Source organism: Gilvimarinus algae, from assembly GCF_030518215.1.
GTDB lineage: Bacteria > Pseudomonadota > Gammaproteobacteria > Pseudomonadales > Cellvibrionaceae > Gilvimarinus > Gilvimarinus algae.
Map to the genome: position 1 here is coordinate 33463 of NZ_JAULRT010000034.1, position 23221 is coordinate 56683.

A 23221-nucleotide genomic window follows, 5' to 3' on the forward strand; every position below is an offset into this window, starting at 1 on the left:
CAGACAAAAGGTGTCATCATGAAACTACTGCGTTTTGGCGAGCCGGGCCGCGAGCGGCCGGGCATTATCGATTCACAGCAGCAGATACGGGATCTGTCGTCAATCGTGGGCGATATCAGCGGCCAAACCCTGACCCCGGAGGGGCTGGCAAAGATTCAGGCTTGCGACATCAACACGCTGCCAGTGGTGAGCAACACCCACCGGATTGGCCCCTGCGTCAGCGGTGTGGGCAAGTTTATCTGCATCGGCTTGAACTATGTGGACCACTGCGAAGAGACGGGCGCCGAGGTGCCGGCCGAGCCGGTGGTGTTTATGAAAGCCACCAGCGCCATCACCGGCCCCAACGATGGCGTGATCATGCCGCGCGGATCGGAAAAACTCGACTGGGAAGTGGAAATGGGTATTGTTATTGGCCGCGAGACGCGCTACGTGGATGAGGCCGATGCCCTCGATTACATTGCCGGTTACTGCGTGGTTCACGATGTGTCAGAGCGCAGCTTTCAGCTCGAGCGCGGCGGCCAGTGGGATAAAGGCAAGGGCTGCGATAGCTTTGGCCCCATTGGCCCCTATCTGGTGACGGCAGATGCGCTGAGTGACCCGCTCAACCTGGATATCTGGCTCAGCGTTAACGGAAAGCTGTACCAAAACTCCAACACCCGCAATATGGTGTTTGGTCCTGCCAAACTGGTGTCTTACCTGAGTCAGTTTATGAGCCTGCAACCGGGCGACATTATTTCCACCGGTACGCCGCCCGGGGTAGGCCTTGGGCAGAAGCCGCCGGTGTATCTCAAAGTGGGTGATAAAATCCGCCTGGGCATCAAGGGTTTGGGCGAACAGGAGCAGAGCGTTCTGTCATCGGTTTAACCATCCGTTCATGGGCGCCGGTTTATAGTGGGTGATTGAAAACCGGAGTGCCATTGATGATAACCCTGTTGAGAGTGCGCTACTGGATGCTGCTGCTGAGTCTGGCCGCACCGGTGAGCGCCTCGGGTGAACCCGAGACAGTGCCCGAGTGGCAGGACCCCGCCGTTTTTGCGGTCAATCGTCTGCCGATGCGCGCGGACTTTCTGCCTTTTTCGTCGCGCCGCGATGCCCGGCGCGGGCAAATCGACGGCACGCCTTTTTACCAGCGCCTCGACGGCGTTTGGCGTTTTCATTTTTCCCCCAATGCGTTGAACGCCCCCGAGGGGTTTTATCGTCGCGAGTTTGACGACAGCCAGTGGTCGAGCATTCCGGTGCCCGGCAATTGGGAACTGAACGGGTTTGGCAAACCCCGCTACACCAATGCCGGTTATGTGTTTCCCGCCAACGAGCCCCGCGTCCCCTACCGGGACAATGCAACGGGTTTTTACCGCCGCTCGTTTACGGTTCCCGATGCCTGGCGCGACCGGCAAGTGGTGATTCACTTTGGCGGTGTCAGCTCGGCGTTTTATCTGTGGGTTAATGGCAAAAAAGTCGGTTACTCCGAGGACTCGAAGCTGCCGGCCGAATTTGATATCAGTGCGTTTGTCCAGCCGGGAAAAAATCTGCTGGCGGTGCAAGTGTACAGGTTTAGCGACGGCAGTTATCTTGAGAACCAAGACTTTTGGAACCTGAGCGGTATTGAGCGCAGCGTCTATCTCTACGCCAGGCCGTCCACACATTTTCGCGATATCAACCTGGATGCAAATTTGGCGGATGACTACCGCACCGGGATCTTACGTCTGAACATTGATCTCCACGCGCCCAGGCAGCAAACCACTTCTGTGGAATACCGCCTGCGCGATGCCACCGGCAAAACGGTGCTGCAACGCAAGCTGACCACCGACGAGCGGCGCCTGAAACTGGAGCAATCGCTCGATGAGGTAGGGCCTTGGTCGGCGGAGTCACCGTACCTCTACACTCTGGAGCTGGCGGTGTTTGATGATCGCCATCGCCTGCAAGAGGTAGTGCGACAGAGCGTGGGATTCCGGCGTGTGGAGATGCGCGGGGGACAACTGCTGGTCAATGGCCAAGCGGTGATTCTGCGCGGCGTGAATCGCCACGAACACGACCCTCGGACCGGCCGGGTGATCAGTCGCGAGAGCATGGAGCGCGACATCGCTTTGATGAAGCAGCACAACATCAACGCCGTGCGTGCGGCCCACTACCCCAACCGGCGCGAGTGGTACGAGCTGGCAGATCAATACGGCCTCTATGTGATGGATGAGGCCAACAACGAATCGCATGAGTATCAGGTGATCGGTGTGTTGCAAGGCGAAGAGCACTGGCTGGGCAACAAACCTCACTGGCGCGCACCGATGATGGCGCGCATGGAGCGCATGGTCAAACGCGATATCAATCACCCCTCCATTATTCTCTGGTCCATTGGCAATGAGTGCGGTCTCGGCACCACCCTGCAAGCGATGGCCGACTGGAGCCGCCATTACGATCCGACGCGCCCGGTGGTCTATGAGGGCACGGGACACAATTGGCAGGCCCTGCCTTTATCCTACTCCGATCTCTACGCGCCCATGTACCTGCGGGCCGAGCAGGTGCGTGAGTATATCGATAACGAGCCGAAAAAGCCGATCGTTCTGATTGAGTACGCCCACGCCATGGGAAACAGCCTGGGGGGCTTTGATGCTTACTGGACGCTGATTTGGCAAGAGCCACAAGCCCAGGGTGGTTTCATCTGGGATTGGGTGGATCAAACGCTTATCCAAGAGCGCGATGGTGAAACCTACTATCTCTACGGTGGCGATTTTGAGGAGGGCGAAAATGCCGGAAACTTTCTCGCCAATGGTTTGTTTCAATCGGATCGCCAGCCACATCCGCATGCGCAGGAAGCCAAAAAAATCATGCAGCCGGTGGCCTTTTGGCCCGTCGATATTCAAGCGGGTGTATTTGGTATTCGCAATCGTCACAACTTTCGCGATCTGTCCGACGTCGCCTTAACTTGGACACTGACTCGCGACGGCGAACGCATTGACCGCGGTGATTTGCAAACCAGTGAGCTGGCCGCGGGTGCCTTTACTCATATCCAGCTCAACCCTGAATACTTCGCTCAGGACAAGCCGGGTGAATACCACCTGAGTTTTCACGCGCTGGCCGCCGAAAATTATCATCCATTGGTGCCCGCAGGTCACGTTATTGCGTGGGATCAATTCCCCGTCGCCAAGGTATCCGCTGCGCAAACCGAACCGCCGGATATTGAGCTGCGCACGCAGGAGAGCGACGCGTTTCTCGACGTGGTGCTACCGGGTCAACGGTTCCGGTTCTCACGCGCGAGCGGCTTGCTCGAGCAAATTTTTGCAGGGCAGACACCGCTGCTTAACAGTGCAATGACCGGCAATTTCTGGCGCGCGCCCACAGACAATGATCTGGGCGCGAACCTGCACGTGTACTTTGGCATCTGGAAAGATTTACCCCGACTGCGTCAGTTGCAGACGTTTACTTGGCTGCAGCAAGAGAACGAATTTCACATCAACACGCGCGCCGTGTATGGCGAGCTTTTGCAAGAGCATCTGCACTATCGGCTGTCGGCCGAGGGGCTTTCGGTCGAGGTCAGCTGGCAACCACTCACCGACAAGTTACCGGATTTTTACCGCTTGGGTATGACCATGGCGGTGGCGGATACATTGGAACAAGTGACCTGGTACGGGCGCGGACCTCATGAGTCCTACGCTGACCGCTATCTGAGTGCGGCTGTCGGGCGCTACTCGGCGAGGGTAGATGAGCTCTATCACGCCTACGTGCGCCCACAGGAAACGGGTAACCGGCAAGAGGTACGCTGGCTCAGTCTGACCAATCGTGAGGGGTTGGGTTTGCAGGTGGAGGGGGCGCCACTGGTCAACGCTTCGGTCTTGCCGTTTGCCAACAGTGAACTGGCCTACCACCCGCTGAAAAATCGCCACGGCGCTGAGTTGAGAACGGCTGCCAGACGAGCCGAAGAGCACACCCTGAACATTGATTATGCCCAGCTTGGTCTCGGGGGCGACAACGCCTGGGGCGCACGCCCCTTACCCGCCTACCATTTACCGCTGGCCGATTATCGCTACCGCTTTACCCTTAAAATTATTCAATAAAACACAACAACTCGATAACAGGAGTGCCTATGCCCAAGCATCCATTACTGCCACTACTCAGCTTTCTCATGCTCACTGCGTGTCAAGAAAAAGCGCCCAACCTCGAAGAGGGGTTAACCCTCTGGCCGCAGCAAAACAATACCCAGCTGGCGTTTTACAACGACAAGGGTAATGGGGTTTTCTCGGTGCCGCGCAGCACGCTGGATGAGCGTTTTACCCTCACACAAAAAGGCGAGCATCTGCACATGAGCCTTAAGGACAATCCCTGGGCGGGTATCCAGTTCACTCTGCCCGAGGCCGTCGACCTGTCGCCCTACCGGGAGCAGGGGGTCGTCGCGTTGGAGGTGAACGTCGAAGCGTCCTCCGAGCTCAGCATGGAAGTACAGCTTGGCTGTGGCGAGGGTTGTTTGCGCCGGCGTGAGCTGCACAGCGAATTTGTCGATCTTGAAGGGCAAGGCTGGCAGCCAGTGCGCATCCCGTTTTCGTGCTTTGCGCGAGAAGGCGATGAGTTTGATTCAGTGGCGCAGCCACTGGCGCTGGCCATGGGTGGTTCGGGTGAGCTGAGTCTTCGCAGCGCCCGCATGCTGCCGGCGGGCGAGGCAAACATCCAGTGCACCGACTACGACAAACTGGCTGTGACACCCGCGACGCTCAACCCGCACTGGGCACGCCCTTGGTGGCTGCCGCGTCACGAAGAGAAAAAGGCTATAGCCGCACAAGAGGAGATCCAACTGGTGTTCCTCGGCGACTCCATCACCCAGGGCTGGGAGAAAGAGGGGCGCGCTGTCTGGCAAGAGCGCTATGCGCCGCGAGGCGCCCTCAACCTGGGTTTTGGCGGCGACCGCACAGAGAATGTGCTCTGGCGACTTCAGCAGGGCGCGGTAGATAAGATGGCACCCAAAGCGCTGGTGTTGATGATCGGCACTAACAATACCGGCCACCGTCAGGACGCTGCCGAAGTCACTGCAGCGGGGGTAAAAGCCATACTCGACGAGCTCAAAGCCCGCTTACCCGACACCCGGATACTGCTGTTGGGCATCTTCCCGCGAGGCGCCGAGGCAGATGACCCTTTGCGCCAGCTCAATGCCGACATCAACCGTCTGATAGAGCAATTTGCCGACGGCGAGCAGGTGGTGTACCGCAATATTAACCGGGTGTTTCTCGACGACGAAGGCCGCTTGTCCAGTGACATCATGCCCGATTATCTTCACCCTAATGAGGTCGGCTATCGTTTGTGGGCTGATGCTATGGACAAAGAAATCGAGCAGTTGATGCAATAGGCATTGACCGGTCGTCAAGATCGCCGGGTCAATGGGCGCCTGTGTCTTCGGGCACTGGCGCCGATGTGCCCTCAGTGACTTTTTCCAGCAGCAGCTGGCTCTCTTCTTTAATGACATCTACCACAGGAGCGCTGATGGCTTGGTGCGGCGAGGTGATAATCTCCGCCGGCGATGTCGTATCCGGATCCGTTTGCCCGGGCGAGCGCTGATCGACCACCTGAAAACGCAAAACGCCAATCACCTGATTGGCCTCGGTGACCACGGCAATACGCCATTTGCCCTTGGGGTAGGGTGGAAAATTCACTTTGTGACTCCAGGCCCGGTAGCCGCCCTCGCGCCCGCCGTTAATGTCCAAGGGTATTTTATCCACTAGCGTGAGGTTGTGCCGCCACACATGATAGATACGTTCGTTTAGGCCCCGCGGTGCGTGAATGGCTGTGTAAGCGTAGAGCCCCTGACGGAGCTCCTCGACACTGACCACTTTGATTCGCGCCGTGGGCGCTTTTTTGTCATCGTCGATGCGTGGTGTCACGGCAACCTGGGTCAACCACAGACTGGCCGGTGGCACCCAGGGTTTTGCCAGCCAGCCGACAATGCCCGCACCGCCTAGGAGCAAAAACGCCAGCGCACTGCGGTGCCACCAGCCGAAGGACAGATCGCGCACCATGTTTAAAAACGACAACACCACCGCTATGGCCAGGGCCCATTGGTAGGCCTCGGCGGTGGGTATGTGCAGCAAAATGGGCAGGGCGGTCAGGCAAACGGCAAACAAGGTGAAGCCGTGGTAGAAAAAATACAGCCAGCGTTTGGGTGCGAGCCACTGATAGTAAAGAGGGTCGATGACGGAAATCACCGCGGCCAGAATCAGGGCGCCGGTAAAAACCATTTGTCCGCTGTTCCAGGCGGTGGTGACAACAAAAAAGGGCACAACAAAAAACAGGCTTTCCTGATGCACCAGTTGCGTGACAAAACGCACGACCGGATCGGGTAGCTCAGCGCCAAACCAGCGGCTGATACCGCGCTTGAGCAAATTCTCCAGCATCAGCAGTACCCAGGCCGCGAGCATGAGCAAGGCGACTGCCTGAGCAAATCTATCCTGTTCGCGTTCGACCAGAAAAAAGCTGGCTACACCGCTGACAAAACCCACCAGCGCTAGCAGGCCGGGGTAGCGGGCGGCTAGCCGGGCGAGGCGCTGCAAAAGAAGGCGCATGTCAGCCATGTGATGTTGGGGCCGCTGTATGGTTGGTCAGTATACCAAAGCGTTGCCAAGGCTCAGCCTGAACCGAGCCTTGTTGGAAGCGTTTAGCCGCGAGGCTGACTGGCCAGCGTCTGCTGGTTACGGGAGATGGTGCCGACCAGTTGAAAGAGCGTTTGTCGCCAGCGCCCTTCATCGCGGTAGACATCGGTCATGGACAGCAAGTCGTCAATCACGATCTGCTCCAGGCTGATTCGGTTGAGCACTTTGTCGTTAACAAACTGCATGCTCCAGCGCGGAAAACGTCGGGCCCCGGTAAATTCATCCTCTACCTGATTGATGACCTCATGGCGTGAGTCGCGGGTAATGCTCTGCATCAGCTCGGTGACTTCATCGCCCTCGCTTTCAATGTATTGAAAAAAATAAGGCGCTTTATAGAACAGATAGCCGGTAACCCCAAGCTCAAGGTTGCGCGCCTCTGCCTGCTGCAACAAATCGCCGAGTGCGCCATCGCCAAACGCCTCAGTGGCCCGGCTGACGTATAAAATGGCTTTCATGAAAAACTCTGATAGGAGAAAGGTCAGCCAGTGTGGGGCATGCCGCCGGCCAATACAATCTTTATTTAGGTGCAGGGGTAGAGTGAGGCGCCCTTGTGATAGCTGAGCTGGAGATGCCAAACCGGGGCTGTCCCCGATCTGGCTGAGTGGTATCAGTGCCCGCCCGGCACCGGGTACCAGGGATCGGGGATATAGAGTTCTTTTTCCATGCGCTTGTAGTACTCAAGCTCGTGCGCTGGTTTGGGCGATCCCTTGGGCAGCGACAAGCCATTCACACTTTGAAAGTAACTGATGCAGGCGTCGCGCCAGTGAATGGCGTCGCGCTCTTGGATCTTTAACAGTGCTTTTACGTGTTCGAAGCGTTCGGTGTCCACGTAGTCTTTGGCGCTGTCCCACAGGTTTTGCATCTGTTGCACCTGGGCGACACCGGTGTCGTATTTGTGCACCAGCTCGTGCCATAGACTGCGGCCAGAGTCCATTTCATAGCGCCAGCTCAGGTGGTGGAACCACAACAGCAGATCTTCGGGCGTAGTGTCCGGGTTGGCAAAGCGCTGGGTCAGCGGCTCGTGATACTGCTCTATGGCGTTGGAACCACTTTGGGTGCGATCAAAACCGATGCCGTCTTTTGTCGCCTGATGGTAGTAGTAAGCGGTCCAGTCCGGGCGGCCGGATTTGTCGTGCCAGGGGGCGGGGCCATAGTGATGTCCCTGGGCGTAGAGGTGTGTCAGGCCCAGCGGGCTGCGGTAGTTCACCCCGGCTTCGCGGGAGATGCTCATGATCTCATGCAGCGGTTGCAGCAGCGCCGGATCGTTGGAGAAGGTCATGCGCAGCCATTCATCGGCGATAGTCTCTGAGCCCAGGCGATAGTCCCAGGCCATGCGGCCAAAAGCGTACCAGCTCGATTGCACAAAGGGGTGGCCGGTCCAGTTGCGGTCAGTGCCTGGATTAATGACTGCCGCCATGCCGGTTTGCTGATACTCAAAGATGTCGCCAGCGAGAATCTTGCCGATGGTGCTGCCCTCACCCTTGGCGTAGGTATCGGCATTGAGCGCCTCGGCAAACAGCGGCCCTTGATAAGCGAGGTGGTAGGAAAAACCGAAGTACTCCTGAGTCACCTGCAGCTCGAGCGCAATATTGGTTTTTTTCAGGCTGCCAAACAACGGTGAAAAAGGCTCACGCGGTTGAAAGTCGATGGGGCCGTTTTTGATTTGGACAATGACGTTGTCTTTAAACTGGCCATCGAGCGGCATAAATTCATCATAGGCCTCGCGGAAGCGGTCGCCCTGCTCGGGGGCGTAGACGAAGGCGCGCCAGAAGACTACTCCGCCGAAAGGCTCCAGGGCCTCGGCCAGCATGTTAGCGCCCTCGGCGTGGTTTCGGCCGAAGTCCTGCGGGCCGGGCTGGCCCTCGGAGTTGGCTTTGACCAAAAAGCCGCCAAAATCGGGAATATAGTCGTAGACTTTTTTCGTCCGCTCTTGCCACCATTTTTGCACGTCGGGGTCCAGCGGGTCGGCGGTCTCGAAACCGTCTAACAGCATGGGGGAGTTGAATTTCACCGAGAGGTACAGCTTGATGCCGTAGGGGCGAAACACATCGGCCAAGGCGGCGGCTTTTTCCAGAAATTGATCGGTAAGAATGCGTGCGTCGGCATTCACATTATTGATCACCGTGCCGTTGATGCCCAGCGAGGCGTTGATGCGGGCATAGTCGTGATAGCGCGGGTTGTCTTTGTAGGCGGGCAGAGTGCCCCAGTCCCAAAGGGACAGACCGGCGTAACCGCGCTCCACCAGGCGGTTGAGGTTATCCCAGTGATTGACCACCCGGTGTTTAACGCTGGGCGCTGAGTGCAGTTCAAGGTTGCTGATGTCGGCGTGGGTTTGCAGCTGCCGGAGCAGAGCAAAGGCGCCGTAGAGCGCGCCCACCTCCGTGTTGGCGGCAATGACGGTGGCGGGCTTGCCGTTCACTCGGCGGCTGCTGATCAGGTAGCCCTCTTGCCCCAGACTGGTGAGCTTGGACATTTTGAGCGCGGCTATGGTGGATGAGGTGTTGGGTGTGCCGACGATCAGTGCGCCGGCGCGGCTTGCCTTGTCAGCGCGTGCGACGGGGCGACCGGTGAGCCCTTCAATACCGCGGGTCAGCTCAGCAGCGGCAAGTTCAAGGGTAGCGGAGTCGCCGGCGACCACCAGCTGAGTGAAGTGCTTGCGGTACTGGGCGAGGCGCTCTGAGTCGGCCACCTGATCGTAGCGCAGCCACATGCGGTAGCCGTCTTCGGCGCTGGTGATGGTCGAGAAAAGCAAGGCGATGATGAGTGCGAGGTAACGAAACATTGTCCTGTCCTGCCGGTTGTTATGGTCATAATGACCATCTTATCATTACTTGTATACAAGTGGTGGCGGTTATGGCCAAGATTCACAAAAATTGACGCTGTGTCAGAGTGTAGCGTTTTTACGCCGGTGGCAGTTGCCGGTCTTTGAGGGAGCGGACCACTCGCTCCCAGAGCTCGTTGGTCCAGCGGGCCAGCTCGTGAACAAAAGGGTTGCGCGCCAGCGATGGGCGAATGCTCCAAAGGTCGATGTCGGCGTGACCCAGAGCGGCGTATTCCCAGTCGATGAGGTAGAGGCGCCCGCCGGTGTCGAGCACATTTTCGGGGATCAGGTCGTGATGCGTTAGCTCGGCAGGCCAGTTGTCGCGATCAAAGGCGATAAGCTCCGGTAAAAAGGCCTGCCAGCGCTCGGTCAGTTCACCCTCAAGTTCGCCGACGGCGCTCAGTAGCGTCCAGTATTGCTCCAGATAGCGCTGGTAACTGCGCCTGTGGGTGGCGGGGTTGAGACAGCGCACTTGCTCAAGCAAGGTCAACAGCCGGTTGCGCTGCAGCGGGTTGGCAAAGTCGGCGCTGTGCCAGGTGCGCGCCTCGATAAACGGCAGCAGGGCAAAGCGGTGGGCCGGGTCGCGGTAAACGGGCTCGGGGGTGAGGCCGGCGCGGGCGGCGGTGTGCACGATTTGCGCTTCGTCGTTGCGATCTATCCCCAGATAGCGCGCCCTAGGGTTGTTGATGCGTAGAATCAGCGGCTGCTTTACGCCTGGTGCGAGCAGTTTGAAATTGCGGTTGGTGCGCCCGCCGGGTATGGGGCCGAGCAACTTGGGCGGCGCGCTGATGGGCAGCGGCCAGTCGCGCCAGCCGGCGAGTATGGCCTGCAGAACACTGGCCTCAGGCACGGCTGGGCGATTGCTGGCGGTAGTCCTTTTGCCAGTTGATCAGGCCGAACACCGAGATGATGAGATAAGACACCAGCAGCAGCGCTGTCAGGTACAGGCCGCGATCGATAAACAAAAAAATCGACGTGCTGTTGATCACCATCCAGTAAAGCCAGTTTTCCAGGATTTTACGGGCCACCATATAGGTGGTGATGACGCTCGCCCAGGTGGTAAACGAATCCACAAAGGGCCAGGCCGCTTCCGTGTAACGGCTCAGCAGTGAGCCCGAAATAGCGGTGACAGCGGCAATGCCCGCCAGTGTAAGGGCATGCTGCTTAAAGCGCCAGCGCCTGACGGGTAATTCGCTGTCGTCTTTGCCACCGTGACGCCACTGCCACCAGCCATAGCCGGCCATGGCCATATAGTAGACATTGAGAGCCGACTCCATCACCAGCTGCACATTCCAAAAAAGCGCGGTGTAAATGGCGGTGCTGGCAAAAGCGCAGTACCAGCAGAGGCTGTTCTGGCGCACCGCCAATAGCAGGTAGGCGATGGCGAGCGTCACCGCCACCAGCTCCCAGGGGGACATGGCGAGCCAGGCGGCGGTGATCTGCGCGCCTATTTCGCTCACGCGCCTGCCTCGGGCAGGGCCTCAAAGCCGGGCAAAAACTTGGTGACAAACACCGCTTTGCCCCAGGTCTGAACGCTGTAGCGCATGCCATGCGTCAGCACGGCCATCACCCGGTCGTAGTCGCCGGTGACAAGGGTGCAGGTGGGCTTAGTGGCGATCAACAAACCCTCTTGCTGGTTGAGCCACTCGATAAAGCCTTTAATGGGCGGAATATAGTCGCCGTTAAAGGGGTACATGCTGATTTCAGCTGTGAGTTTCATATCAGTCAATTCCCGGATGATTAAAAGCGGTACTCGCCGCTGAGCCCGACCACGCGCGGCTCGCCAAACTGGTAGTAGGGCTCGGTCGCGTAGCCCTTGCGCGGATCATTGCCAAAGCTGCCAAAGCCGCGCACCTGAGTGTCTTCATCCGTGAGGTTGCGAGCCCACAGGGCAAGCTGCCAGTGCTCGGCGTTGTAGCCGATACGGGCGTTGATCAGCTCGTAAGCGTCCGATTGCGCCTCGTGGCGGCTGGAAAAATAGAAGCTGTCTTTGCCCTCAAGTTCGATACGGGCGAACCATTGATCGGTGAAATAGTATTCCCCGCCCAAGGTGAACTGATAGCTGGGCGCATGGGGCAGATCGTGGCCGGACAAATCGTAGGGCTCGCCGGTGTCTTGATCCGCTTGGGCATGGGCGTAGCTGATAAAGTCATCAAACTCCGAACGCAGCAGACCAAGGCTGGAAAATACGGCGAGGGCGTCGCTGATTTGCCAGTTCAGTTCCGTCTCGAGCCCGTAGGCGCTGCCCGAGGTGGCGTTGGTGGTGTAGTCGGAAAAGTCGCAAGGGCAGTTCTCGCCCTCAATGGTGGTGACAAAGGACTGCTTGGTCTGGATGTCGTCACGGTCTTGATAAAACAGCGCAAGACTGGCCGTCAGGGTGTTGTCCAGCGCGGCAAACTTGGTGCCCAACTCGATGTTCATGAGAAATTCCGGCTGGTACTCCCGGTCGTCAAACGGTATGGCGCTGTCGCTGTTAAAACCGCCGGCTTTGTAGCCGCGTGAGATCAAGCCGTAGAGTAAGGAGTTGTCGCTGGCTTGATACTCAAGGGACACTTTGCCGCCGAGCATGTCGTCACCGGGCGCAAAATTGGCGCCGTCGCTATCGCGGTAACTGGCCGAGCGCTCTTCATAGCGCAGGCCGGTGACCAGAGTCAGTTTTGCGGCCAGGGGAATATCCAGCTGGCCATAGACGGCGGTGTTTTCAGCGCTGAACTCGCTGGTGAAGTCTTCGGCCAGATAGGTTTGCTGGCGGTATAACGCTTCGGCTTGATCGCGGTAGTAAACCCCCGCTACCCAGCCGAGGGAACCTGCTTGAGTGCTGGAGACCAGGCGTAAGTCGACAGTGGTGTTGTCGATATCGCGCTGGTAATTATCGATGGAGTTGTAGCCGTAGTATTGCACCTCCTGACCTTGCTCGTCTTTGACAACGCAGCTGAAATCCTCGCACAGGCCGGGATAGGCCCAGTCCTCGTCATAGCCGTATTCGGTATCGGAGGTGGCGTGACTGATAAGGCCCACCATCTTGAGGCGATCGTTGAGTCCCAGTTCCAGGCGCGTGGAGCCTGCCAGGGTTTCAATGCGGTCGTGCCCAGGCTGATCGGACAGGGTGGAGCGGGTGTTGTCCAGCGAGAAACCGTCGTAGCCGTTGTCGGCATTGACGTAGAGGCCGGTGATATCGAGGGTCATATCGCTGGCCGGTTGCCAGCGCAGTTTGGCGCGGGCGGTTTGCTCGTCAATACGGGCGTTGTCGTCGGTGTCCAGGTAGGCGTTGTCTTGATAGCCGTCCGAGCGGTGTTGCTCCAGTGCCAGGCGCGCACTGACCGTGTCGCTCAGCGGGCCGCTCAGCACGCCGCTGGTGGTGCGGGTATTGTAGTCACCCAGGGTGGCGGCCACTTCGCCGCTGAAGGTTTCGGTGGGTGTGCCAGAAACCATGTTGATCAGGCCGGCCAGGGCGTTCGCCCCAAAGAGCGTACCCTGAGGGCCGCGCAATATTTCTACCTGAGCGATGTCCAGCGTGGTAGCGGCGCCGCCGAGGCCGGTGAGGTCGATGCCGTCTACCAAAAGACCCACCGATGGGTTGACCGGCTCGACAAACTGGCTGCGCTCACCGATACCGCGAATTTGGAAAAAGCGTCCGCGCGAGGCGCCGGCCGAGAAATTAACGTTGGGCGCGATGTTAAGAATTTGCGCCAGGTGCTCGGCGCCGCGCGACTTTATGGTGCGCTCATCGATCACTGTGGCACTGGTGGCCAGCTCGTTCAGGTTGGCCGCACGAAAGTCCGCGGTCACGCGGATTTCTTCAATCGTCTGTTGAGCGTATACGGGTGCGCTAATGGCCAGAGCCAGTGCGCAGAGGCGAAAGTTGCTGGGTTTCATAGAGTCTCCGGTTACAACAATTGGAGACCCGGTCTGCGGATAAGCGTGGATATGAGAGGCGCTGTGCGCGTAATGTCCTATCCCTACGCCGGCATTAACCGGATCAGGTTCAACGGGTCCGCATGCGATGCGTCTCAGGCCTGGGCCGCAACAGCCGCCAGCCACCCCGAGGATGGCGTGAATTTTACGCCTGATGCGTCGGCGCAGCAATACGCGCACCTCGGGGCCAGGGTGAGTGTATTTTTACTATCAAACTGGTAAGCCGAGGCGCGAAAGATTACTATCGTAGCGAAAGATGACTAATCTGCCGCGCGAGCAGAGCGAGGAAACACACTCTTGGCCAAGCCACCCGTTCGATTTTTTGATAAAGCCGCCGCCGATGGGGGCAAAGGTATTTCCTATCACCGCCCATCCGCCAGCCAGATTTACGGTTTTGTCCGCGATGCCATTGTGAGTATGGAATTACTGCCGGGGCAGATGATTTCCGAAACCGCCCTGGCTGCCAAGTTCGGCGTCAGCCGCACACCTGTGCGCGAGGCGCTGATCCAGTTGTCCGCCATCGGTTTTGTCGATGTCTTGCCCCAGCGCGGCACCTTCGTGTCACGCTTCAGTATGGAAAAAATTCTCGAGGCGCGCTTTATTCGCGAGGCGTTGGAATTGTCGGTGGTCAGTTATCTCGCAGAGAATATTACCGATGAAATCGTCGAGGCGGGTGAGCGCATTATTGCCGAGCAGAAACTCGCCGCGGCCGACGATGACGCCCTGGCGTTTCAGAAGTTGGACGATTGCTTCCACCAAACTCTGGCCGACTTTACCTGCTATCCCCGGGTGGCACTGTTGATTGAAGCGGAAAAAGCCCATATGGACCGGGTGCGTAATCTTAGCCTGCACATGCGCGGCCAATACAAGCGCGTTTTGTCGCAGCACAGCGCCATTATCAAGGCCTTAAAGTCTGGCTCTCCCGCGAAAGCCGTGGAGGCCATGAGTGTACACATGAAAGATGTGTACAACGTTCTCAAGGTGATTCCCAAAGAGCACCCCGAGTACTTCCTCTAGAGGTTTGTCTGTGACGCCTAAGACAAAAAAAACCCCGCAGTGGCGGGGTTAAGATTCTAACGTACGAGGAGAGTACATCGAAATTTCTCGGGGGCCTCTGGCTTGTCGGCCAACCGTTTAAACCGAAGTCTTGGTGCACGGACAAAGGCGGGCCAATATTGTATTAACCTCAACCCACTCGTTCTGTCACTGTGGATCGCCCGCTTCGGTGTTCACCGCGCGGCGTTGAGCCTGATTTCTTTTGTGTCGGTCTTTTTCATGTCTGCCTGGAACCGAAGAGGGTATCAAGGCGGTGTCTGGAGCTACGGATTCTTCCGGCCTAGTTATTGTGTGCGATTACCGAACCTTATTGTCGGGTGCCGGGCCTCTTGTATACAAGGCATTTAGTCACAAATACTATAACTGGTATACAAGTCTGTCAAATTTTTCATGTGCTATTTTTCTTTGGTAGAAAATGGCGCCAGCCAGTCCCCTTGGGGTTTGGTCGAATGCGCTAGGGCGCTTACAATTGCCTGTGCGGTAAGCGAGCCTGTTGTTGCGTCAGGACGGCAGACCGTGTTTTAGAGCGGCCTTGGCCGCCGCCCATACTGACAGATACGAGACTTGCTATGACACTGGAAATGTTCCTGACCAAACTCACCACCGAGCCACTGAACGTCGAGTTTGACGAAACCATGGCCATTATTGAGGCCTACTACCGGCATACCCCCACCGCGTTTACCAATGGTGAGCTGCATAACGGCGAGAAGGACAACCAGGGTTCGTGCAAAATTCTGGCGTTTGGTCAGTTAAATGGGCTGACTGAAGCCCAGACGTTGGCCTGCTTTGGCCGCTATTACCGCGAGGATGTATTGCAGCATCCGGAGGGTTCAGATCACGGCAATATCCGCAACTTTATCGCTCACGGTTGGGCCGGCGTGGCATTTAAAGGGGAGGCTCTGGAAAAACGTTAAGCTGTACCCGCCCACCGGATACCGCTAGGATAGGGCCTGGTAATGACCGTGTCGGTAACATGCTGAATTTTTATAAGAAAGCCTTTGCGGTTCTTTGTGTCCTTTTGCTGTTGAGTGGGCTGATCGCCTACTGGACTGTCCAGCGAACTTTTTCCTTTGAGGCGCTTCTGCCAGCGCCGCAAAGCGGCTATCTGTGGCAGGCGGTATTGGAGGACGATGCGTCTCAGGCCGGCGAGTCGACGGTGCGTATTGTTGATGACCACTACAGCCTGGAGTTTGCACTGCAGTTGTCTGATGTGGCCCCTTACCCCTATGCCGGTCTTGCCCTGAACTTTGTCGATCCGGACAGTCAGACAAGTACTGTGGATTTGACTCCTTACAATAAAGTGTCTTTCAGTGTGAAGTGTAGCCCGGCCAATGTGTTGGGCTTTTCGGCGTCAACCCTTGAGGCGGGTATCAGTAAAGTGGGCGAGCCCCTGACCTATCGCTCTCCCGCCAGCTATTTTGCCTGCGACGACCAGTGGTCGTCGGTAACCATTGACCTGACCCGCCTGGAGACGCCTCAGTGGTGGCTGGAAGCCCAGGGTTTAAAATTGTCCATGACGGAATACCAGTTGGATGAGGTGGTTAAACTGGTATTCGGCTCTAGCTATCAAAGCCCGATGGGCGTCGCTTCCCGGGTGCAGATTAACAATCTCACTCTGCAGGGGCGCGACTGGCGCTATCTGTATCTGTTGGCGGCGCTCTTGCTGGCGGGTTGGTTGGGCGCAATTGTCTGGTTGTGGCGCGAGCATACCCTGGCACTGACGCGCGCTTTGAAAATCAAACTGCAAAAAGACAGGCCTCTGGTGGCCTACCAGCAGTTGTCTATCGAGCCCACCCGAGATCGGGAAAAGGATGCCCTGTTGCGCTACCTGGCCACAGAGTACGCCAATAGCGAGCTGAATCTGGACACCATGGTCAAGGACATCGGTGTCAGTCGAACCAAAATCAACGACATACTCAAAGCCGAGCTGGGGTTTACCTTTACCAGTTATCTGAACAAGGTGCGTTTGACGGAAGCGGCCCGATTATTGTCTTCCGGTGGCGAGTCGAGCATTGCTGAAATTGCCTATTCTGTGGGCTACCGCAACGTGTCCTACTTTAACAAGCTGTTTAAGGACGAGTACGGGTGCACGCCCAAGGTGTTTAAGAATATCTATCAGAGCAAATGAAAAGATAGGTTTTTGATTTTGGCACTTTCATTTTCCGCAAAAAACCTTCAACTTTTGTCCGCCTTGTACAGTTTTTTCCAATTTCATTACTGCTAAAGCGCTGTTTTACCTAGGCTTTGGGCTCCTACCCCGTTCAACTGGAAAACAGAGGCACAGCATGGCCATAACAATAACGACTGGGGCAAGCATAGGCATTGATGCCCCACTGCCTGTTCAGTCTGCGAGCAGACTGATAAAAAATCATCCTGCCGGAATGCTCTTCCGCTTTTGCAAATACCGCGTTGAGAACGACTGTGCGCTGGTGGAGGCGGAGCTGGAACAGAAGCTGTCCATTGGCGCGCCGGGCTTTCGCGGTGCCCTTGGGTGTCTTATCGACTGTGTGGTGCAGTTGGCCAGTCATGACCCCCTGGGCGACAGTGGTATTACCGAGCTGGAAGTCGGCTACGGCGAGCCCTGGCAGGGTGGCCCCGTGCGCTTAGACGCGCAGATCCTCTCACGGGAAGACGGCTTGGCGATATTTTCCTGTAGCGTCAGCAGTCTGCGCGATGGCGCCCACCTGGCACAGGCGCAGGGAACGCTCTGCAGCGCTGGTCGTGAGTCGGGCTTTAACCGCGTGGGTGTCGTCAGCCAGCTGGCTTAAGTGACCGAAAATGCGGCTCGTCATAAAAAAGGGCCTGCTCACTTGCGTGAGCAGGCCCAAGAGGGTGGGTTATACCCGTCAGCTATTGAAAGGTCTCTACTCCGAGCACCTCCACATTACTGTGAGGGGCTTACCGGAGCCGACTGGAAAAGGCCTGAACGCTGATCCTCCAGGCCTTTTGTGAATCAACGTCCCTGTTATATGCAGATGCTGGATGTTTAGTCAGGCAGAACCCAGCGGATATTGCCTACCTGGAAGGTCACATCCTGCTGGCCGAATACCGGCCAGAGTGAGAAGGGCGTGTTCACTTTTTCGATATCAAAGCCGCCCTGGTTGATGTCGGCAATCGGCACAGTCACGGTGTGCCAGTCGTTGTCGGCCGGCAGAGGGACCGGCACTTCGGCTCCCACGCACGGGTAGACACAGTCCGCCTTCACCAGGAAGCCGCTGGTATTGCCATTGTTGCTCACTACCTTCAGGTCAAACACCAGACTGCCGGCTGCAAACGCGCTGAGATCCTTGGGCGCGTCCTGAATATAGAAAGTCCCCATACCGGTATTGGTGAATTCCACCTGGACCACGGTGCCTTTTTCAGCATCTTCGACGGTGGCGTCAATGGTGATGACTTGACCACCGTCCTGCCAGACGCCAAATCCGGGGTTGCCCCAGTCAGGCGACAAACCGTTGACAAAAATATCCATGTCCTCGGTGATGGTCACGGGTGCCAGCTTGGGCTTGATGTCGCAGTTCTCCAGGCACGCGATACGGACGTTGTCCAGCTGCACGTGTGAGGCGCCACCGGTGAGTTCCACCTCGAAGGGGTGCATGACCGATGAGTAGTCGACTGTTGGGCCCCAGGCTTCATTCGGGTTGGGACGCAGGCTGTAGAAGCGCACAGACACAGGTGTCCATTTCCCGACCATCTCCGGTGTTAGCTCAACCTCACCGACGCTCAGGTCCGGGTAGGTCGAGTTAAGTTTCACTTGCAGTTTTGAGCCCGCCTCGGCCTCTTCAACCCAGATATCAAACTTGAACTCGCCAAGGTTGCGTGGGCGGTTGTGCAAGGGGTCGCTACCGAAGTTAAAGCCATCTTGCACCTCTGGATAGCTGCTCATATCGCCGGAGCGCAGCCAGGCAACACCTGGGTTGGTGTTATTAAACTGCAGGTCCCAGACAACCGTACCGCCCGAACCATTGTCGATTGGCGCCGCACCCGGATCCGAGATCAGGGAGCCATCGGGGTTGTACATTTGATGCTGCAGGGTGTTGTTCACCTCGGTGCTGTTGACATCGAAGCTTAAGGTTTGCACGCCACCTTCTGAACCACGGTACAGCCATACTTCATCACGGGTATCCGGTGGGGGTACGTGGCCAACGATTTCCGTGGGCGTGGTACCCGCATCGGCCGTTGGCGTTTCACAGCCTTTGCCGGTCGCCGGGTCGTTGGAGCACTCGTACACGCGGACGTAGTCTACTTCCATGGTTCTGCTGTCGGTGAAGGTTGGCAGATCAATATAAGTGCCGTTACCCAGAGCAACGTTCAGAATCATATGGAAGGGTTGATCAAACGGCTGAGCGCCCGTGCCTACCTGATAACCGACTTCCTGACCACCCCAGTAGTAGATAAACCAGTTGCCGCTGTTGCGGGCGAAGAGCACGTCATCCACATACCAGCGGATTTCACCTTCTTCCCATTCGACGGTGTAGGTATAGAAGTCGTCCCAGATGTTCGTCGGAGGTTCGTAGGGCGCGCCACTGTATTGGTTCCAGGGCCAGGAGTAGCCGTAGTGCAGGGTGCCGTGCATTTCATTGGCGGCGCCTGTCGGTTGCGGGCCTGCTACACCGGGCTGGAAAGCCTCAAAGATATCCAGTTCGCCACTGTGGGGCCAGCCGCCATAGGCGGTGTCGGTCGGCAGCATCCAGATGGCCGGCCAGACGCCCACACCTTGCGGAACGCGGGCACGGATTTCCATGCGGCCATATTTCCAGTCAGCTCTATCGCGGGTGCGCAAGCGGGCTGAGGAATAGGCTTTACAGGCATCCGCTCCTGGGTAGCCTGGGTCTTCTTGATTCAACGAGGGGCCGCACACCTGGCCAGCACCTTCATAAATGGAGGTGATATGCAGCAAGCTGTCTTCAACGTAGCTGTTGTCGGCGCTGTCGGTGTAGCACTGGGCTTCGTTGTTACCGCCGCCCCAGCAGTTGACCTCATGCTCCCAGCGGTCGGGGTTGATGCTGGTGCCGTTGAACTCATCGTTCCAGACCAGCTCCCAACCATTATCCAGAGTCGTTGGCGCAGAGCCGCTTTCATCAATGCCGAGAATGCTGCTCGGTTCGTGAGACACAACGCCTGAACCGCCGCTTGAACTGGAGGAGCTGCTGGTGCTTGAGTCAGAGCTCGAGGAGCTTGACGAGCTGGAAGAGCTCGATGAGCTGCTGCTGGCGCTGCTGGACGAGCCACTGTCGAGCAGCCAGCGGATGTTATCCAACTGCACGCTGACGCCCGCCTGATCGCCCCATGCGGGCAGGAAGACAAACGGCGTGTTCATGTTGGCAATGTTAAAAGCACCGTTGGTGCCGCTGTGGGCAATCATATCGGCAATGTCGATGGTGTAGGTTGTCCAGACGCCCTCTATTGGATCGGCAATGACATAGTCGCCCGTGCCGGTGGCCGGACCACTTTCCATTTTCACTACCAGGCCGTTTTCGTTGTCGCCGAAGCTCAACACTTTAATGTCAAACTGCAGTTGGCCCTCGCTGGCAAAGGCGCTCAAGTCCTTGCCCTCGGTGGACTGGATAAACACCAAGCCGTTGTTGGCGCTGGTACTGAAATCCAGCTGCATAACATCGCCGCGCTCAGTATCGTTGAAGGTACTGATGGTGATGTGGCCGGTACCATTGTCCCAGGAGCCGACGCCAAAGTCCCACTCGGGGCCGGCGACGCCGTCCACCAGCACATCAAAGGTCTCGGTGAGTGCGGTTATGGTCGGCTCAGTTGAGCCAGAACCGCCGACCCAGTGCACATTGTCCACCTGAATATGCACGCCAGCCTGGTCGCCCCAGACGGGCAAAATTACAAAGGGCGTGTTCATGGCGTCGATGTTAAAGCCGGTATTGTTCGGCGCACTGATCATGTCGGCAATGTTCACCGTGACGCTTGTCCACGCGCCTTCAGCTGGGTTAATCACGTAGTCGCCGGTACCTGTGCCCGGGCCACTTTCGGCTTTCACTACCAGACCCGTTTCATTGCTGCCGTAATCGAGCACCTTAATATCAAAGGTCAGCTGGCCGTTTTCGGCAAAGGCGCGTGCGTTCTTGCTGGTGGTGGATTGCACAAACGCCAGGCCGTTGGCCTCGCTGTCGCTAAAGGTGATGTTGAGCACCTCACCGCGGTCGATATCCTCGACAACATTCGCGGTCACGTGGTCACCGGCGCTGCCCCAGGTGCCTACACCGAAATCCCAGTTGGGGCCGGGCTCGCCTTCGTCAAAGACCACAAAGCTATCTGTCAAAGTATCTTTTACTGCGGCCAGTACCGGATCTATGTCACACGGAGCCATACAGTCGACGGCAATGTCGGCCAACTGCACCTGTGCCATGCCGGATGACTCAATCACAAAGGCGTTGATCAACTGCCCCAGATTTGCCTGCCCGGTTTCGATGTTGTTGGGCAGCAGCTGGTTGATGGCAACGGCCATTTCGGTCCACTCGCCAACCGGCGGATTATCGATGACCGCATAGCTGACGTTGGGCCAGCCACTGTCGAGTTTGATGGCCAGCTCAGTCGCCGGATCAATAGACTCGATACGCAGTTTGAAGCGAATTTGCCCGTAGTCAGCCATATTGGTGAACTTGAGCCCATCATTCACTTCGGGGTAAGCAGACATGTTGGCCGTCGACAGGAACGCATTACCCGGCCCGTTAAACGTAATGTCCCAGACTGTATTTTCACCGTCGGTAGCTGCGGGATCGCTGATCACATTGCCACTGCCGCCGTCGTAAAAGCCCGGCACCAGTGTGTTGGTGACCTCGCCATCAGGCGTATCAAAAATGAAGCTGGCTGGGCCATCGTTGTACAGGTCGAAGGACTCGGTTGTTGGTGAGTCGTAGCCTGAGACCTGAATCGCCCCCGGTTGGGAGGTGCCGCAACCGGCGCCAGTACCGTCATCCTCAGAGCACTGGTAGACGCGCACATAATCGACTTCCATGGCTTGTGGGAAGCTGGTGGCACTGTTGGGCGCACCCGGCCAGTTGCCACCTACCGCAACGTTCAGAAGCATGTGGAAGGGCTGATCAAAAGGGGCGTCTGCACTGCCGAGTTGAAAGCCTTTTTCCGCCGCTGTCGCCGTGCCGGCTTTTAGCAGTGGCTTGGTGGAGCCTTCCTCGTCGTCCCAGTAGTAGGTGAACCAACCTTCCTGGGTTTGTGTGGCAAAGTGCACGTCATCGACAAACCAGCGAATCTCGCCTTTTTCCCACTCAATGGCGTAGGTGTGGAAATCTTCCCACACGTTCTTTGTGGGGGTGTATTTCGCACCGCTATTGAGGTTGCCGGGCCAGACGCGGCCGTAGTGCAAGGTGCCGTGTACTTCGTTTTCGCCTGTGCCGTTCGGGTTGACGGCCTCCATGATGTCAATTTCGCCGCTCAGGGGCCAGCCGCCGTACTTGGCGTCGGTTGGCAGCATCCAGATGGCGGGCCAGAGTCCCTGACCCTCGGGCAGTTTGGCGCGGATTTCCATACGCCCGTAGGTCCAGTCGGCCTTGCCGCGGGTGCGCAGGCGCGCTGAGGTGTAAGGTAAGGTCTTGGACGTGTCGGCCGGGTTGTAGGTGGGATCTTCCTGGTTAACGGCGGGACCGCTGAACGATTCCTGGCGGGCGACGATAAACAGCTTGCCGTCTTCCAGATAGCTGTTGTCGCTGCGGTCGGTATAGCACTGCAGCTCGTTGTTGCCGCCGCCCCAGCAGTTGACCTCGTGTTCCCACTTTGTGCCGTCAATACTGGCACCGTCAAACTCATCATTCCACACCAGCTCCCAGGAGGGCGCTTCGCTCGAACTGGAAGAGCTGCTGCTGGATGAGCGCACGGATGAGCTACTCGAGGAACTGCTCGATGAAGAACTGGAGGATGAGCTCGATTCCGAGCTGCTTACAACAGAGCTGCTCGACGCGACCGAGCTGCTGGAGCTCGACAGGCTAGAGCTGCTCTCAATTGACGAGCTGGAGCTCACTGAGCTCGAGCTGATGGAGCTGGAAGACACGGATGAGCTCGATACGCTGGAAGAAGACTCCGAGGAGACGTCAACACTGGAGGAGCTGCCATCGCCAACGGCGCTGCTACTGCTGCTGGCTACGGATGAGCTGCTGTTGGTATCACCGCCCCCCGAGCCCCCACAGGCCGCCAGTGTGAGCGTGAGGGCGCTCAGCACAAAGGGTAAACAGGCATTCTTTTTCATTATGACCTCGTTATTATTGTCGAGAGGCTCTCCGGCGCCTGACGCTCTGGCCGAAAAGCGGGTTTGTTATGGTTATGAGTGCTCGCACTGCGCACGGGCTTAAGAACTGTACACGGATTGAGCAGTGCGCCGATTCTCCGCTGGGCAAAGGGCGCTGTCGTCCCATTTTGTCGGGCGGCTCAAGGTGGCATGAGTGTCTGTTTGCGCGGCAAAACTGTGACGCATGCCACTTTCAGTGACGTTAAAAAGCGCCGAGCGCCGTATTAGTGGCGCCTGAGGGCCGTTTGCTGGGGAAATCGTAAAGTGGGATGAGCTCGTCAGGGGGGCTCAGGTTTTTTGGTGTGGGCGCCACTTTTAGGTGTGTTCGTCAGAGATGATCAAGAGCGCCAAAGCTTGGAGTTATACGAACCCTCTGGCGCTTTGAAGAGGCTTATCTCGCGAGAATCGCTAGGGCCTGTTCACACTAATTATATGCAGCCTGTTGTGACTAAAAATTTACCAATCAAGGCGTGAGGAGAGAGGTTTGGTCACTCCAAATGAACGACGAGCAACGTGGAGTGGTGAATTTTTAGCCACAACCCGAAGGGC

At 57.4% G+C, this 23221-nt stretch carries 16 protein-coding genes and 1 riboswitch; of the genes, 8 read left to right on the forward strand and 8 right to left on the reverse strand.

Annotated elements, in window-relative coordinates; genetic code table 11:
* Positions 1 to 18 precede the first annotated feature (18 nt).
* The 3 genes from QWI16_RS03540 to QWI16_RS03550 are packed head-to-tail and all read left to right on the forward strand — an operon-like array spanning position 19 to position 5326.
* Complete coding sequence (locus QWI16_RS03540; RefSeq protein ID WP_302711361.1) at positions 19 to 864, forward strand: fumarylacetoacetate hydrolase family protein; 846 nt, start codon at positions 19 to 21, stop codon at positions 862 to 864.
* A gap of 56 nt (positions 865 to 920) precedes the next feature.
* Positions 921 to 4046: a beta-galactosidase, LacZ type gene (lacZ, locus tag QWI16_RS03545; RefSeq protein WP_302711362.1), complete on the forward strand. Its 3126-nt coding sequence runs from the start codon at positions 921 to 923 to the stop codon at positions 4044 to 4046.
* 29 nt (positions 4047 to 4075) lie between these two features.
* The gene (locus tag QWI16_RS03550; protein WP_302711363.1) at positions 4076 to 5326 is read left to right on the forward strand and encodes a GDSL-type esterase/lipase family protein; all 1251 of its coding nucleotides are present in this window, start codon (positions 4076 to 4078) and stop codon (positions 5324 to 5326) included.
* 28 nt (positions 5327 to 5354) lie between these two features.
* Here the strand turns inward: QWI16_RS03550 and QWI16_RS03555 are convergent, their stop codons facing one another.
* The 7 genes from QWI16_RS03555 to QWI16_RS03585 all read right to left on the reverse strand — a co-directional run bounded on the left by QWI16_RS03555 (position 5355) and on the right by QWI16_RS03585 (position 13320).
* Complete coding sequence (locus QWI16_RS03555; RefSeq protein WP_302711364.1) at positions 5355 to 6545, reverse strand: DUF5924 family protein; 1191 nt, start codon at positions 6543 to 6545, stop codon at positions 5355 to 5357.
* Between the two features lie 83 nt (positions 6546 to 6628).
* Positions 6629 to 7078 (reverse strand): BLUF domain-containing protein, encoded by a 450-nt coding sequence (locus tag QWI16_RS03560; RefSeq protein WP_302711365.1) that lies wholly within the window; start codon positions 7076 to 7078, stop codon positions 6629 to 6631.
* A 152-nt stretch (positions 7079 to 7230) separates the two neighbouring features.
* The gene (locus tag QWI16_RS03565; protein WP_302711366.1) at positions 7231 to 9405 is read right to left on the reverse strand and encodes an alpha-glucuronidase family glycosyl hydrolase; all 2175 of its coding nucleotides are present in this window, start codon (positions 9403 to 9405) and stop codon (positions 7231 to 7233) included.
* A gap of 118 nt (positions 9406 to 9523) precedes the next feature.
* Positions 9524 to 10294 (reverse strand): choline/ethanolamine kinase family protein, encoded by a 771-nt coding sequence (locus QWI16_RS03570; RefSeq protein ID WP_302711367.1) that lies wholly within the window; start codon positions 10292 to 10294, stop codon positions 9524 to 9526.
* The gene (gene pnuC, locus QWI16_RS03575) at positions 10287 to 10904 is read right to left on the reverse strand and encodes a nicotinamide riboside transporter PnuC (RefSeq protein WP_370659910.1); all 618 of its coding nucleotides are present in this window, start codon (positions 10902 to 10904) and stop codon (positions 10287 to 10289) included. Before pnuC ends, QWI16_RS03570 begins: the two co-directional genes overlap by 8 nt.
* Positions 10901 to 11164: a hypothetical protein gene (locus QWI16_RS03580; protein WP_302711368.1), complete on the reverse strand. Its 264-nt coding sequence runs from the start codon at positions 11162 to 11164 to the stop codon at positions 10901 to 10903. Before QWI16_RS03580 ends, pnuC begins: the two co-directional genes overlap by 4 nt.
* 20 nt (positions 11165 to 11184) lie before the next feature.
* Positions 11185 to 13320, reverse strand: a complete 2136-nt coding sequence (locus tag QWI16_RS03585; RefSeq protein ID WP_302711369.1) for a TonB-dependent receptor — start codon at positions 13318 to 13320, stop codon at positions 11185 to 11187.
* A gap of 62 nt (positions 13321 to 13382) precedes the next feature.
* A riboswitch (TPP riboswitch) is annotated at positions 13383 to 13499 on the reverse strand.
* Between the two features lie 157 nt (positions 13500 to 13656).
* On the opposite strand from QWI16_RS03585, the gene QWI16_RS03590 reads away from it, so the two are divergent.
* From QWI16_RS03590 to QWI16_RS03605, 4 genes are all read left to right on the forward strand, one after another.
* On the forward strand, positions 13657 to 14376 hold the full coding sequence (locus tag QWI16_RS03590) for a GntR family transcriptional regulator (protein WP_302711370.1): 720 nt from the start codon (positions 13657 to 13659) through the stop codon (positions 14374 to 14376).
* 608 nt (positions 14377 to 14984) lie between these two features.
* A complete protein-coding gene (locus QWI16_RS03595) occupies positions 14985 to 15329 on the forward strand; it encodes a HopJ type III effector protein (RefSeq protein ID WP_302711371.1) in 345 nt (114 codons plus the stop codon).
* A gap of 59 nt (positions 15330 to 15388) precedes the next feature.
* Positions 15389 to 16543 carry a helix-turn-helix domain-containing protein gene (locus tag QWI16_RS03600; protein ID WP_302711372.1) on the forward strand — a complete coding sequence of 385 codons (1155 nt, stop codon included), beginning with the start codon at positions 15389 to 15391 and terminating at the stop codon, positions 16541 to 16543.
* A 157-nt stretch (positions 16544 to 16700) separates the two neighbouring features.
* Entirely contained in the window at positions 16701 to 17183 is a 483-nt protein-coding gene (locus QWI16_RS03605; protein WP_302711373.1) for a hypothetical protein, read from the forward strand.
* Positions 17184 to 17401: 218 nt separating this feature from the next.
* On the opposite strand, the gene QWI16_RS03610 is transcribed toward QWI16_RS03605, so the two are convergent.
* Entirely contained in the window at positions 17402 to 22207 is a 4806-nt protein-coding gene (locus QWI16_RS03610; protein WP_302711374.1) for a glycoside hydrolase family 16 protein, read from the reverse strand.
* Here QWI16_RS03610 and QWI16_RS03615 point away from each other — a divergent pair.
* The gene (locus QWI16_RS03615; protein ID WP_302711375.1) at positions 22167 to 22736 is read left to right on the forward strand and encodes a hypothetical protein; all 570 of its coding nucleotides are present in this window, start codon (positions 22167 to 22169) and stop codon (positions 22734 to 22736) included. The two genes, QWI16_RS03610 and QWI16_RS03615, sit on opposite strands and share 41 nt — an antisense overlap.
* Positions 22737 to 23221 lie beyond the last annotated feature (485 nt).

Excerpts from the sequence above, each read along its gene's own strand:
- QWI16_RS03585 (WP_302711369.1), bottom strand. The coding sequence starts at position 13,320 with ATGAAACCCAGCAACTTTCGCCTCTGCGCACTGGCTCTGGCCATTAGC.
- QWI16_RS03600 (WP_302711372.1), top strand. The coding sequence starts at position 15,389 with ATGCTGAATTTTTATAAGAAAGCCTTTGCGGTTCTTTGTGTCCTTTTG.
- QWI16_RS03595 (WP_302711371.1), top strand. The coding sequence starts at position 14,985 with ATGACACTGGAAATGTTCCTGACCAAACTCACCACCGAGCCACTGAAC.
- QWI16_RS03580 (WP_302711368.1), bottom strand. The coding sequence starts at position 11,164 with ATGAAACTCACAGCTGAAATCAGCATGTACCCCTTTAACGGCGACTAT.
- QWI16_RS03555 (WP_302711364.1), bottom strand. The coding sequence starts at position 6,545 with ATGGCTGACATGCGCCTTCTTTTGCAGCGCCTCGCCCGGCTAGCCGCC.
- QWI16_RS03605 (WP_302711373.1), top strand. The coding sequence starts at position 16,701 with ATGGCCATAACAATAACGACTGGGGCAAGCATAGGCATTGATGCCCCA.
- lacZ (WP_302711362.1), top strand. The coding sequence starts at position 921 with ATGATAACCCTGTTGAGAGTGCGCTACTGGATGCTGCTGCTGAGTCTG.
- QWI16_RS03550 (WP_302711363.1), top strand. The coding sequence starts at position 4,076 with ATGCCCAAGCATCCATTACTGCCACTACTCAGCTTTCTCATGCTCACT.
- QWI16_RS03560 (WP_302711365.1), bottom strand. The coding sequence starts at position 7,078 with ATGAAAGCCATTTTATACGTCAGCCGGGCCACTGAGGCGTTTGGCGAT.
- QWI16_RS03565 (WP_302711366.1), bottom strand. The coding sequence starts at position 9,405 with ATGTTTCGTTACCTCGCACTCATCATCGCCTTGCTTTTCTCGACCATC.
- QWI16_RS03540 (WP_302711361.1), top strand. The coding sequence starts at position 19 with ATGAAACTACTGCGTTTTGGCGAGCCGGGCCGCGAGCGGCCGGGCATT.